The organism is Vibrio cortegadensis, from assembly GCF_024347395.1.
Classification (GTDB): Bacteria; Pseudomonadota; Gammaproteobacteria; order Enterobacterales; family Vibrionaceae; genus Vibrio; species Vibrio cortegadensis.
Genome location: NZ_AP025472.1, coordinates 1486593 through 1500428 on the forward strand (window position 1 = coordinate 1486593; position 13836 = coordinate 1500428).

Consider the following 13836-nt stretch of genomic DNA (forward strand, 5'->3'; position numbering starts at 1 on the left):
TGAATAGTAGGCTTTAACTGTATTTTTATACAGTGCGTCGGGGTTATTGTGTTTTAATCCAATTCTCGATGCTGGTTTCAACGACTTCCATCGGTTGATCACCATATTTCAACAGTTGATCATGGAAAGCGGCCCAATCAAAGTTGTCACCAAGTTCCGTCTGAGCTTTTTCAAGCAAACTTTTTATGACTAAGTAGCCTGATTTGTAAGATACCGCCTGTCCTACGTATGCCGCATAACGGTAAGTTTCAGACTCAATATCGCCAACACCCAGTGCAGAGTTTGCACTCATGTATGTACGAGCTTGTTCAATACTCCAACCTTTAGCGTGGATACCGGTATCTACCGCAAGGCGCATGTTACGTAATTGCGCTTCATTCAAGCTACCAAAGTACTGTAGGGCGTTACACTCTTCAACATCGTTGTAAATACCGCCTTGGAAGGTCGTGTAATCAAGGCCGGTTTTACACATACCTGTGGCATCAACAAACGTTGGTTTACCATCAGCATTAAGCGTCCCGTAAATTTTCATTTCCAACCCTAGCCATTCAGTGTAAAGCGCCCAACCTTCAGCGTAAGCGGTGTACCATACGCCTTTAATGTAATCAGGTTTATCTGCTGGTGGATACTCAATTGAGTAAGCATTTTGAAAGTGGTGTCCAGGTGCTGCTTCATGAAGAAGTAGAGTAGAAACATTCCACTTTTGTAAGCTGTAGTTTGGGTTGGTATTCAAGTTAAATTCATTGTTACCATAAGATGCCACACCAGCATAAGCTTCTCGTGAAGCAGGAGTAGGGACTACGGTATAATCCGCTTGAATTGGTTTGAAATATCCAGCGACAACATCATTGGCATCAGTTTTGAAAATGTTGTAGTCAGTTAATGCAGCTTCACATGCACTTTTATCTGATGCTGTTGCACATAACGTCGCGTATTCAGTGCCTGTGATTGTGCGACCATCGCGGCCGTAGAAGAACTGTTCACTGTTTAAATAATCAAAGAACTCGCTTAGGTTAATATTTCCGCTACCGTCATCAATAACAAACTCACGGCTAACGACACTGGTTCCATTGTGCCAATTTGCGGTAATTTTTGCTCCGCGTTTACTAACAATAAGTGCTGCAACTCTTTCCATCTCAGCTTTTGCATCGGCAACGAGCTCTTCACCAAGCTGGCTTAGTTCCATTGCGGGTTTGCCAGTCGTACTGTTTCTATCTAATTGCCATTGATACCAAGCTTGGCCATTTGGAAGATCCCCCCAACCAATGTTCGTATCTGATATGTCACCAACAGGACCACGAGCCGCAGTATAATAATCGCCTTCAAGGAAGGAAATTAATGTGCCTAATGCCGCAATTGAGTCGTCGACCGCTTTTTCATATTCAGGCGTGAAGTCGCTACCAGATAATGTTTTTAAGTCATTAAGCCCGACTTTAAGCAATGCGTAGTTATCTTTCGCTACCGTCTCTTTTGTGGCATCAACGAGACGAGTGATAAGCACTTTTGGCAATTGCGCACTATCAATAATACCTAAGGAATAGAGAGCCTTCAGGTTGTTAACCCAAGAGGTGTATTCTCGAATAACTTGAATTTGATCGCGGTATGCTTCAAGATTTTTTTGTTTGTCGCCTGCATATTCAGCATTCCACTCGATGTAATTATAGAAATGAGTAATAGGGACGGAAAAATTACCGAAGCGCGTATTCGCAAGGGATGCGCCGCGTAAAGAGATATTACGATCGAACAAGAAGGTGTCGTAATAAATCTTATCTTCATCCGATAAGGCGTCTCGATCGACCATCTCTAGTTTATCAAGATAGAGTAGGTCAACTGATTGCCGAGATGCAGCCATTTGATCCGTAACTTGACCGAAATTAGTACTATCTAGAGTCTTCATTGCACTTTTGTAATCCGTGAAGACTTCGCGCATTTGTACTGCAGAATCCTGTGTTGGTTGCTCGATGATTGTCGTGTCATCATTACAGCCAGCTAATGCGGTAACAGCCATCACTGCAAGAGCAATAGGGCGAAGATGTAACTTACCGTTTTTCATGCTTATTCCCTCATTGAATGAATTGCAATCATCCTAATGCTGAATAACACAATTAAAAATGCACCACCTTTATAAATGCGAACGTGTGCATATGGCGATTTGTGAAATAATATCCCAAAAAAGTTAAGGGTTTTTATTCTGGTGTTGCATTAATAAAGCAATGTAAGCAACTGCTTAATAAAAAATAATACAAATATATAACTAATTACCCATCAAAAACTGGTTAATTATTTTAGCGTCGATCTTGTCGTAATTGAGTAGGTGATCACAAAATATGTTCAAAAAACAAACAGAAAAATTGTCATTGAAAGGTCATTTAGGCGTATCTGACTTTACAGATACGTCGCCATTTTATGAATGCTAGCTGTTAACGATACTTAATTAAGTAAAAACTCTTTACGACTCTCCACCCATTGTGAGTATTGAACCATTGTCTTTGTGTATAACTGACTTTGATAATGATTGGTCAACCAGCGCTGAATATTGAGATAACCAGCTTCTACGAACCATTTACGGTCGGCTCGTGAAAACTGGCTAATAAACGGAAATAATGCGTAATCCGCTAAGCAAGAAGTCTCCCCACATAAGAATTGATGACTTGAAAGACGTTGCTCTAATTTATCAATAAAGGTTAGGCAGGGTTGTCGATACTGTGCTTGATTAGAATCGTGGTATCGGACTGACGCGCGGTACTGTTCTAGTTGTATAATAAATATGCTGTCGTTATAGGTCACAAGCTCCATCATCTCTTCACTCTGATCTTGAGACGGATATAAAGATTGAGACAAAGATTTTTGGAGGCAAGCTTCAGGAGCCTGTGTTGCTTCTCGTCGTGGGCGTCTTAGTAAGTTCATTGGGTCATTATTGGTCAATGCCCAGATCATAATATCCAAGCTTTGGTCAACGATATCACCGTTATTCAGGACTAAAACTGGCACCGTGCCTTTAGGCGAAGCCTTTAGAAGCTCTGCTGGCTTATTTCTAGTGACAATGTCACGAATCAACACAGACTGCTCTGCAAGCAGAAGGCCCATTCTTGCTCGCATGGCATAAGGGCAGCGTCGTAGTGAGTACAAAATAGGTAATGGCACGAAAACTCTTAGGTTGAAATTGATTGTATAACTATATTTTATCGGTTGAGGTTCTGATGTAAATCAATAAAAGTCTTATTCGTGGTAATAAATAAGTGATACAGGTAGAATGCTGGCTCAAAAAAATATTACAAAATTACAAAGTGAGCAGCTTCAAAATGAGTAGGAAAATTGAGTTATTAGCACCGGGTGGTGATGTTGAAGCCATTAAAGCAGCGATTGTGGCAGGTGCCAATGCGATTTACTGTGGTTTGGATACCTTTAATGCACGTAATAGAGCCTCCAATCTTTCATTTGATGACTTGAATGGTGTCGTTCGACTTGCCCATCAATATGGATGTGAAGTGTTTCTGACATTAAATGTGGTATTGCTTGAGCATGAAATAAAGAGCATTACCAAGTTACTTAATCAGCTAGTGAACACTAAGATTGATGGGATTATTGTCCAAGATCTGGGGCTATTTAATCTGGTTAAGAAGTATTTCCCAACCCTTGCCATTCACGCTTCTACTCAATTAACCACCCACAATGAAGGGCAAATTAAGTTCCTTTCAAAAATTGGCGCAACGCGAGCTAATTTATCAAGAGAGTTGAATCTCAAAGAGATAAAGATGCTGACCGCTGTTGCACACGATCATGACGTATTAACAGAAGTTTTTGTTCATGGTGCACTGTGTATTGCATTCTCAGGACAGTGTTACTCAAGCTCGGTGAGTGTCGGTAATTCAGGTAACCGAGGCCGGTGTAGCCAAGCTTGTCGTGATGAATATGAAGTCACCGCTGCTGGTAATAAGTACCCCCTAAACCTCAAAGACAACTCGGCTTACTATGATCTGCCTGAGTTAGTCGATGCAGGTGTTGATTCTCTTAAAGTAGAAGGGCGCATTAAAGGGGCTCATTATGTTTATACCGTCGTCGATACGTGGAGAAAACAGATTGATAGCTTTATTGAGAGTGGCGATCTGATCGAAGATGATTCGAACTTGCACAAAGTGTTCAACCGTAATTTCACGAACTCATTTTTGAAAGGCAACTTGACCAAAGATATGTTTATCGATAATCCGCGTGATAACAGCGTGAATTATGCTATCGAGAAAAATAACGCGATATCGGTTGTTCAGATACAAGACGTGAAAGATGAATTATACACAGGAAAGAATGCGCTTGGGGCTGAGTTAGAAGAGAAGATCAAGTTTCTAGATATTGATAAAACATCATTGTCACTCTCATTTAGCGCTAAGCAAGGTGAGCCGTTAACACTCTCTATGACATTACAAAGAGGGGACGATCTACAGACGTTAGTTGTTGAGTCAACATCATGCCTCGCGAAAGCAGATGAGAAGCCTATCACTCAAGCTTTATTAGAAAGTCGTTTTAATGGTTTCAATAATGCAAATTACATTTTGAAAGGGTTCGATTTTTCTCAATTTGAAAATGGTTTGAGTATCCCATTTAAAGAGATTTCGTTTTTAAAAGATGAAGCAGCGTCTGCACTGAATGGTGGCGTTAAGCTCATTAAGCATGTTGAGGTGCCGAAGCTAGTTAAACATCAGAAGGTAAACAAGAAACCAACCCTTTCTATGTTGATCAGTGATGTGAGCGATTTGCACCTGTGTGACGTTACCGACGCTGATATCTACTTTAAATTGCCTGAAAGCTTCAAACGTAATTGCACTAAGTACATTGATATTCTATCTGAGCATCCACGTTTGATCCCTTGGTTTCCTGCTGTACTGATCGGAAAGGACTATGACGAAGCGATTAAGGTACTGGAACAGGTGAAGCCAGCGCGTATTGTGACTAATAATACGGGTATCGCATACAAAGCCTACGAAATGGGTATAGAGTGGGTGGCTGGCCCATTTATGAATACCACAAACTCTTATGCTCTACTTGAATTAAAAGAAGAGTTGAATTGTGCTGGTGCATTTATTTCAAATGAAATCAACCGTGGTCAGATCCGTAATATTACTCGTCCAGAAAACTTCAAAATGTTCTACAGCATTTATCACCCCATTCTAATGATGACCAGTCGTCAGTGCTTTTTCCAACGTACGGTCGGTTGTAATAAGCCGAGTATAGAAGCGGGTTGCATGCTCAAATGTGAAAAAGCGACCACGATTACGAATGTTAAAGGTGTCTCATTCGCTGTTGATAAACAGAAGGGAGGATATCCTAGCATCTATAACCATGAGCAATTTTTGAACTATGATGCGGTAAATGATTTTTCAGAGCTGTTTGATGAGTTCTTTATTGACCTTACTAATATTGGATCTGGCTCAAAAGAGATGCACGACAAAGCGGAATTGGTCAAACTTTTTGAAGCTTTACTTAATGGCGAACAAGGCTCTCAGGAACAGTTAGACGATTTAGTCACGATCTCGACTAAAGCGCAGTATGTTCAAGGCCTGTAAATGTAAGTTTTAGAGTGAATTTGTCTCATCCACGGCTAAGTTGCTCAATTGCTCAGTTACTCAGTTACTTAGTTACTTAGTTGCGGATGAGATGGGATGGTTTGTTATACGGTAAGTATCAATTCAATGTAAACTTAAAGTCAAATCTTGGACTAATGCATGCATTATTGTGTTGCATATAAGCAGTCTGTGTGATTTGTACGCTACATTGTTTTGGTCTTGCTTTTATTTTGTTTGTTTTGTGTTAATTGGGTTGTGATTTATAGTGACTCAAGTCACATTGACTGTGGTGAAGAAAAATTTTGTTTCTATCTTAGTAAATCCTCCTGCTAATCTCCGACACGCTTTGTAATGTTGTCAAAGTGGAATTTTAAGGAGTGTTCATGAAGAATACTAAGAAACCAATGTCTCTAACTGGCCGCGTAATTGTCGGTATGATTGCAGGCATTTTGACTGGGTTCGCGATTCGAGCTCTGTTTGCTGAAAACGGATTTGTCGACGCTTATATTGTTAATGGCCTATTCGAGGTCGGCGGAAAAATATTTATTGCTAGCTTGAAAATGCTAGTAGTACCGCTTGTTTTTGTCTCCCTAGTATGTGGTACAAGCTCTCTTAAAGATGTCACGACCTTAGGTCGCCTTGGTGGTAAGACATTAGCTTTCTACATTACGACTACTGCTGTTGCGATTACACTGGCTCTAACAATGGGTTACGTGTTCCAACCGGGCGCAGGTGCTGACTTAACGGCTGCAACTACATTCCAATCAGCTGAAGCCCCAACGTTGGGTCAAGTGATTATAGGTATGTTCCCAACTAACCCTATCAATGCGATGGCAGAAGGTAAAACGCTTCAAGTGATCGTGTTTGCGGTTCTGTTTGGTATCGCTATGAGTGCTGCGGGTAAACCTGGTGAGCGTATGGCGGCTGTGTTTAGTGATCTAAATGAAGTGATCATGAAACTTGTGGCGTTGCTGATGAATATCGCCCCTTACGGTGTATTCTTCCTAATGGCAAAATTGTTTACCGGATTAGGTTTAAGTGCAATTGTTAACCTTGCAGAGTACTTCCTAGTATTGGCAGGAACATTAATATTGCATGGTCTAGTGACCTATAGTGTGATGTTAAAATCATTCACAGGCCTCAGCCCAATAACCTTCTTACGTAAGATGGAAGATGCAGTGATGTTTGCTTTTTCAACAGCCTCATCCAATGCAACGATTCCTGTTACGATGGAAACAGTTAAGAACCGTTTAGGTGTTGATAACAAGATTGCTTCGTTTACCGTACCACTAGGTGCAACCATCAACATGGATGGTACTGCTATTATGCAGGGTGTGGCGACGGCATTTATCGCACAAGCATTCAATATTGATCTTACAATGGGTGACTACCTAACGGTTATCTTTACCGCTACGATTGCATCAGTAGGTACTGCAGGCGTTCCAGGTGTAGGTCTTATCATGCTAGCAATGGTATTAAACCAAGTTGGTTTACCGCTAGAAGGTATTGCTCTTATTATGGGTGTTGACCGTCTACTTGATATGATTCGTACAGCAGTCAATATCACAGGTGATAGTGCGGTAAGTTGTATCGTAGCAAAATCTGAAGGTGCATTAGATCTAGAACGATTCAATAATCCAGAAGCGGGTGCCAAAGAAGAAGAAGTGCATCTGTCTCGTGCTTAATTGTGAATAACGATTAATCGTATAAGACAAAGAATAAGAAAAAGCCAGTGAGGATCAATCTTGCTGGCTTTTTCTGTTTTTGTACTTCGTTTTTATGAGAGCAACATGCTTACTTGTCAAAGCGACTAGGAAAGTCACTAAAGATAGCATCGACATTCTCTAGGAGAGGGAATGACTCCGGTGTATTAACCGTAAAACACCAGACTTGATAACCATTGTCTTGAAGCTCTTTAATATGAGATTCTGCTAACCAGAAATAGTTAAGGTTACAGCTAAAAGCATTGATTTCAGACAGTAACAAACGCACGCTATCGTTCAACCTTTCACTGATAACGGCTAATCGATAAGCCCCGCAATGCTGGTGCAGCTCACGCATGACATCGTGGCTAAAGCTCGATAACAATAATTTGTTCTTGGGTATAGGCGACTGCTCAAGTTGTTTTTTTAATTGCTTAACAACGGCTTGAGAGTCATGTTGGTCAACTTTGACTTCTAGGTTTAATCCCAAATTATGTTGTTCGGCGATGTGCAATAAATCATCTAATGTCAGAATGAGCTCACCAGAGAATTGGGTATCAAACCACGAACCAAAATCCAGTGCTTTCAAGTCGGCTAGGGTGTAGGAATCGACACGGCCTTTACCATTACTGCATCGGTCAATCGTGTGATCGTGACAGATCACTAGCTCACCATCTTTTGTCGGCTGAACATCAACTTCGATCCAGTCCAAATCTAACGCTATAGCTTGCTGTATGCTTGCCATCGTATTCTCTGGATGAGTTCCTGCCACTCCTCGGTGGCCAACAATCAGTGGCGTCATTTTTTATCCTTAAAGTGAGGCGATCAATTCAACGTCGTTAAATTGGCACAATTGTTCAATGTTGTCAGTAGTTTGATCGATAAATAGTCGCTTAATTTCACGTAGTGTACCACTGACAACCTGTTTATAGCGCTTACATTCTGGCGGTGCGGCTACATTCTTGATGCACGGTTACATAGCAATGTTGTGGGTGCAATTGAAGTATTCGGCAAACTTCGGCTTGGCTCTATACGTTTTCCCGTGGAAGAAAAGATATGCAAATTAGCCATGCTGACATGGATTGATAAAGGGTGATTAGTATCTAAATCCATTTCAGGTGTTACAGCAATAAAAGGGTGCTCATTGATCTTGCCGTGAACGAGCTGATTTGGGCCTAGAGGCTCGACAACGTGTATATTGGTACTAAGCGTGAGTGAGCGGTTTTCTAGTGTATTTACGTTTGGACTTGTTATCGATATCGTTGGAGTAATGGGTGAGATCTCAGCGTGTTCTGGCCTTATTCCAACCACAATATCTTGCTGTTCAAGATAAGAGTATTCACTGAGATAAATCTGCTGTTTCCCCATTTCTAAATAACCATTGTCTATTGTCGCGGGAATGAAGTTCATGGCGGGGCTGCCAATAAAGCTCGCAACGAACTGACTTGCAGGTTGGTGGTACACTTCTTTTGGAGTGCCTACTTGCTCTATCTTACCCTGATTTAATACCACAATTCGATCGGCCAGCGTCATTGCTTCTACTTGATCATGGGTTACATAGACACTAGTTACCGCGAGTTCACGTTGCAATTTTTTGATCTCCAAACGCATGTGTGCTCTTAGGGCCGCATCTAAGTTGGAGAGAGGTTCATCAAATAGAAACAGCTGTGGATCACGAACAATCGCACGCCCCATTGCAACTCGTTGTCGTTGACCACCTGAAAGTTTCGATGGTTTCCTATCTAGATATTCTTCGATTTTAAGTGTGGTGGATACTTTGCTAATTTTTTCGGCAATAGATTGTCTATCAACACCGCGATTCTTTAAACCATAGGCAAGATTATCGTAAACACTCATGTGCGGATACAGTGCGTAGTTTTGGAAAACCATCGCGATATCTCGTAAGGCTGGTTTAAGGTTGTCGACACGGCGACCAGCTAGATGAATTTCACCGGATGTTATCGATTCTAAACCGGCAATCGATCGTAAAATTGACGATTTTCCGCAACCTGAAGGTCCGACAAGAACCAGAAATTCACCGTCTTTAATTTCTAAACTGACGCCTTTCACTGCTTGGTGTCCATTCTCATAGGTTTTAACAAGCTGTTTAATGTTCAACATGATGCTTTCCTTGGGCTGTGAATCGAAATCAACGGTATTGATGGATTGAATGTGATCCGTTTTAGAGTGAGAACCATCACTATTAGCATGCTGTTTTGAGTAAAGTTGTATAATTTATTTCTCACTTTCGACTAATCCTTTAACAAACCATCGTTGAAATATCACGACCACCAATACAGGAGGAAGCATGGCGAGAATGACCATGGCAAAGGCATAGTCGTAACGAGGTGAGTTGGTTTCGTTAATATTATTTAAGATCTGCTTAATGCCCATCACAATCGTGTTGTAGCCTTCATCTGTCGTCATCATGATTGGCCATAAATATTGATTCCATCCGACAACAAACATAATGATAAAAATGGCCGCTATCATTGTTTTAGAAAGCGGAAGCAATATGTCAAACAAGAAGCGAATAGGGCCTGCATTATCAAGTTGAGCGGCTTCTAACAATTCGTCTGGAATCGTTTTGAAAAACTGACGAAAGAAAAATGTGGCGGTTGCAGATGCGATGAGTGGAAGAATCAAACCGGTATAGCTATTTAACATCCCTAAGCCAGAAACGACTTCATAAGAGGGAATAATTCGGACTTCTAATGGAAGAAGAAGCGTAACAAAGATAAGCCAAAACCAGGCGGTGGCGTAGGGCAGGCGAAAGTAGATTAATGCATAGGCCGCCATCATTGAGATGATGATTTTTCCAATGGCAAACCCAAGCCCCATGACCATTGAGTTGATGATCATAGATTTGGCAGTGACATCCCCACCAAAACCGAGACTCTTATTCCAAGCCTCGCTGTAAATATCAAGAAAGTGATCGCCGGGCAACCACTGAAGCCCTTCGCTAACAATTGTATTTGGGCTGTGCGTCGAGCTTGCAAAAATCAGCCAAATTGGAATCAGCATGAATAAAGCTCCTGCGATCAAAATAAGGTGATCGGAGGATCGATTGCTTTTCATAGTTCTAGACCTTAATAGAGCGTTATAAGCGGTTTATGTATTGTGTTTACAAATAGCGTTAGTCGTTAATAGTGAACACGCTTTTCGACGAATCTAAATTGAATAAATGTCAGTGTTAACACCAACAAAAGTAGCACTACGGATTGAGCGGAACTGCCTCCGAGATCGGCGCCAACAAACCCGTCGCGATAGACTTTGTAAACCAGCGAGGTGGTTGTTCCTCCCGGTCCTCCTGATGTCATTGTGTCGATCACGCCAAAGGTTTCAAAAAATGAATACGTCAAATTGATCACCAGCAAGAAAAAACCAGTTGGGGCCAGTAAGGGGAAGGTAATGGTCCAAAATCGCTTGGTATCACTGACACAGTCGAGCATTGACGCCTCTTTAACGGCATAAGAAATAGATTGTAAACCCGCGAGGAAGTAGATGAAATTGACTGAAATTTGCTTCCAGACTGAGACTAAAATCAGAGCGAAAGTGGCGTCAATGGGATCCGTTTGTAAATTAAACTCCCACCCCAACAGGGCGAATGCATCGGTTAATACACCAATATGAGGGTTAAAGAGAAAGCCTCCGATGATTCCGGCAATAGCAGGTGCGACGGCGTATACCCAAGTTAGGGTTAGTTTGTACGGCCCTTGTCCGTGAATGACGTTGTCTGCCTTTACGGCAAGTAATAACGCAAGAGCCAAAGAGAGAAAAGAGACAATAACGGCGAATAAAAGCGTAAAACCAATCGATTTCAGATACTCGCTGGATTCGAAAAGCATTTGGTAGTTTTCAATTCCAACAAACGTGGATGACATTCCCCATGGGTCTTCAAGCATAAATGAGAGGTAAACAGCTTGAGCGGCGGGGTAAAGAAAGAAAACGGCAATGATCACAATCTGCGGTGCTAAAAAGAGATACGGCAATGGTGAATGAAAGAATTGCTGACGATGTTCCACAATATTTCCTATTTACTATATTTAGGAATATCGCCTCTTTGTCACTTTCTGCGTTTCTATTTGAGAGTGACAAAAGGCGATAGGGCAACACAAATGTGCTGATGGTGATTTTGCTAACGGTCTTTGATAACCGCGTTAATAATCATTGTGTGTTTCGATTATCAACGCCTAACTCATCAATGAATTATTTGATGGTTCGAGCAAAGCGTTTGAGAAGTTGTGCACTTTCGACTTCTACTTTGTTTAAGCTGTTCTCTACAGAAGAACGTTCAGCAAAAATATTATCAAATTCGCGGTGCATGACTTCTCGGATTTGAGGATAGAAACCGAGTCGGTAACCATTTGTCCATTCACCCGCACCAAGACTAAGTTGTTTGACACCCACTTCTGCATCCGGTTGTTCGGTGTAGTAACCTGATCGCTTGGTGAGCTCATAAGCGGCGTTGGTCACCGGTACGTATCCGGTTGTTTTATGCCAATACATTTGAGTTTCAGGCTTGGTTAAATAGTCAAAGAAAGCTGCCACACCTTGCTCTTCCGCTTTTGGTTTTCCATCAAGAGCAAACAGGGCTGCACCACCAATGAACGTTAGTCCTGCATCTGGATTTATTGATTTCCAGTAAGGCAGGTACGTAGTGCCTAGCTCAAATTTCACTCGATTGCGTAGCCCGCCGAAAGAACCCGATGAGCCCATCCACATCGCGACTTCTTGTCGTTCAAATGGGGTTTGGTTAGCATCCCAATCACTGCCGTAGTATTTGTAGTAACCCTTATCAGCCCACTCTTTCATTTTTGAAAAGTGCATAACCATGTCTTTGCTATTGAACATCAATGAAGAAGAAAGGTTATCGTAGCCATTATTCTCGTTCGCGAGAGGTAGGTTATGGCGTGACTTAAAATTCTCAAACATTATCCATGGGGTATGTGATTGCGAAAAAGTCACATAACCTTTTGTTTTTAACTTCGCTGCCAGCACTTCTAATTGTTCATAGGTTTCTGGGGCTTTAGCACCCACTTTTGCAAGGATATCTTTGTTGTAGTAAAGAACAGGCGTTGAGCTGTTAAAAGGCATGCCTACCATTTTTCCTTTGCTGTCAGCATAGAAATTACGTACACCTGCCAAATAGTTCTTCGAATTGAATTCATAGCCCGATTCCACCAAAATATCTTGTACTGGTTTTGCTACGCCAGGCACGTTCATAATTGTTGCGGCTCCAGCATCAAACACTTGTAGGATGTTAGGTGCTTGGTTTGCTCGAAATGCGGCGATACCAGCGGTTAAAGTCTCAGTGTAAGAGCCTTTATAGACGGGTACGATTTTGTAATCGTGCTGAGAAGCATTGAAATCTGTCGCGATCTTGTTAACGGTTTCCCCTAATTGACCGCCCATAGCGTGCCACCAAGTTACTTCTGTTACCGACGGATCTGTTGCTGCGAAACTTGTACCTGAAATGGTTGCTGTAAGCAGACCCGATAACCATAGCTTGTTCATCATAGTTTCCTTATTAATGATGGTTGGTTTCGAACGAGACTTTAGACGTTTCGTTTGACGCTATACTGGTTCGAGCTTGTGACAATCTTGTTACTAAGAAATGTCAGGGAAATGAAGTATTTATGGAGGTTGTTATTTTTAAGAGAGCTATTTACGCCGATTAAGCCCGTTGTATATTGGATCAATGGTGCTATGCTAAATGATTGTTGAGGTTGTCTGACCAGTTGTTGAACAAGGAAGGTTCGTGAAATTACATTCAATCCAAGGTTACATACAAAAGATCTATCTTATTGAATATGAAAATAAATTGATGCTTCTTGATGGGGCGAGTCGTGCTGATGTGTCAACCATTAGGGCATATATTGAAGAAACATTGCAGCGATCGTTCAATGACTTAACCATTGTTGTGGTGACGCACATGCATCCTGATCATGCTGGCGCAGCGCATCAACTTAGGCGATTAACGGGTTGTAAAATCGTTTCCGCCCACAAGAAAACGGATTGGTACTCTGGGACAGATGGATGGCTAATGCATCTTACCGATCTTGCATTGGCTTGGTGGATGGCCAATCGCATGGGTATCCCGAAAAGAAACTTGTGGTATTCACGGAAATTGAAACCGGATTATAAACTTAACGATGGTGATTTAATTCCGGGTTTTGAGGATTGGCAAGTCCTGGAGACTCCAGGGCATACAGACAGAGATTTGTCGGTGTATTGCGCCAGTGAAAGCATTCTTTATGTTGCTGACTTAATGGTTGAAGTAAAAAAGCAGCTTATCGCGCCATTTCCTATTTTCCATCCCAATAAATATCGAGATTCACTACATCGTGTATACCACCTTAATGTAAAAACGCTTTTACTTGCTCACGGTGGTAAGTCAGAGCTTAATCAGCAGCGCTTTGAGCATTTAGTTAACACAGCACCAACGCGACCGATTACGCATTGGCGTGTGACAAAAATCAAAATACGAGCGTTATTACGTAGTGTGATAAAAAGATAGCCTCTACAAAGTAAAGGCTATCGTGTATTGAGCACATGAACTTCTCTTAAATAAG

At 41.6% G+C, this 13836-nt stretch carries 10 protein-coding genes; 3 read left to right on the forward strand and 7 right to left on the reverse strand.

The window, feature by feature from the left end; translation table 11 throughout:
- Positions 1-43: 43 nt before the first annotated feature.
- Together OCV39_RS07180 and OCV39_RS07185 are read right to left on the reverse strand one after the other, a co-directional pair.
- The gene (locus OCV39_RS07180; RefSeq protein WP_113795609.1) at positions 44-2053 is read right to left on the reverse strand and encodes a DUF885 domain-containing protein; all 2010 of its coding nucleotides are present in this window, start codon (positions 2051-2053) and stop codon (positions 44-46) included.
- Positions 2054-2430: 377 nt separating this feature from the next.
- Complete coding sequence (locus OCV39_RS07185) at positions 2431-3087, reverse strand: glutathione S-transferase (protein ID WP_390903243.1); 657 nt, start codon at positions 3085-3087, stop codon at positions 2431-2433.
- A gap of 215 nt (positions 3088-3302) precedes the next feature.
- Between OCV39_RS07185 and OCV39_RS07190 the strand changes: the two genes are divergently transcribed.
- Positions 3303-5558 carry a peptidase U32 family protein gene (locus OCV39_RS07190; protein ID WP_261889426.1) on the forward strand — a complete coding sequence of 752 codons (2256 nt, stop codon included), beginning with the start codon at positions 3303-3305 and terminating at the stop codon, positions 5556-5558.
- A gap of 383 nt (positions 5559-5941) precedes the next feature.
- Positions 5942-7243, forward strand: coding sequence for a dicarboxylate/amino acid:cation symporter (locus tag OCV39_RS07195; RefSeq protein WP_113795603.1), 1302 nt, complete (start codon positions 5942-5944; stop codon positions 7241-7243).
- Positions 7244-7352: 109 nt separating this feature from the next.
- Here the strand turns inward: OCV39_RS07195 and OCV39_RS07200 are convergent, their stop codons facing one another.
- The 5 genes from OCV39_RS07200 to OCV39_RS07220 form a co-directional block, all read right to left on the reverse strand.
- On the reverse strand, positions 7353-8063 hold the full coding sequence (locus OCV39_RS07200) for a glycerophosphoryl diester phosphodiesterase (protein ID WP_261889427.1): 711 nt from the start codon (positions 8061-8063) through the stop codon (positions 7353-7355).
- Positions 8064-8215: 152 nt separating this feature from the next.
- Positions 8216-9382, reverse strand: a complete 1167-nt coding sequence (gene ugpC, locus OCV39_RS07205; protein ID WP_390903240.1) for a sn-glycerol-3-phosphate ABC transporter ATP-binding protein UgpC — start codon at positions 9380-9382, stop codon at positions 8216-8218.
- Positions 9383-9496: 114 nt separating this feature from the next.
- Positions 9497-10339 carry a sn-glycerol-3-phosphate ABC transporter permease UgpE gene (ugpE, locus tag OCV39_RS07210; RefSeq protein ID WP_261889428.1) on the reverse strand — a complete coding sequence of 281 codons (843 nt, stop codon included), beginning with the start codon at positions 10337-10339 and terminating at the stop codon, positions 9497-9499.
- Positions 10340-10404: 65 nt separating this feature from the next.
- Positions 10405-11286: an ABC transporter permease subunit gene (locus OCV39_RS07215; protein WP_136994625.1), complete on the reverse strand. Its 882-nt coding sequence runs from the start codon at positions 11284-11286 to the stop codon at positions 10405-10407.
- A gap of 184 nt (positions 11287-11470) precedes the next feature.
- A complete protein-coding gene (locus OCV39_RS07220; RefSeq protein ID WP_261889491.1) occupies positions 11471-12778 on the reverse strand; it encodes an extracellular solute-binding protein in 1308 nt (435 codons plus the stop codon).
- Between the two features lie 244 nt (positions 12779-13022).
- On the opposite strand from OCV39_RS07220, the gene OCV39_RS07225 reads away from it, so the two are divergent.
- Positions 13023-13781: an MBL fold metallo-hydrolase gene (locus OCV39_RS07225; protein WP_261889429.1), complete on the forward strand. Its 759-nt coding sequence runs from the start codon at positions 13023-13025 to the stop codon at positions 13779-13781.
- Positions 13782-13836: the final 55 nt, after the last annotated feature.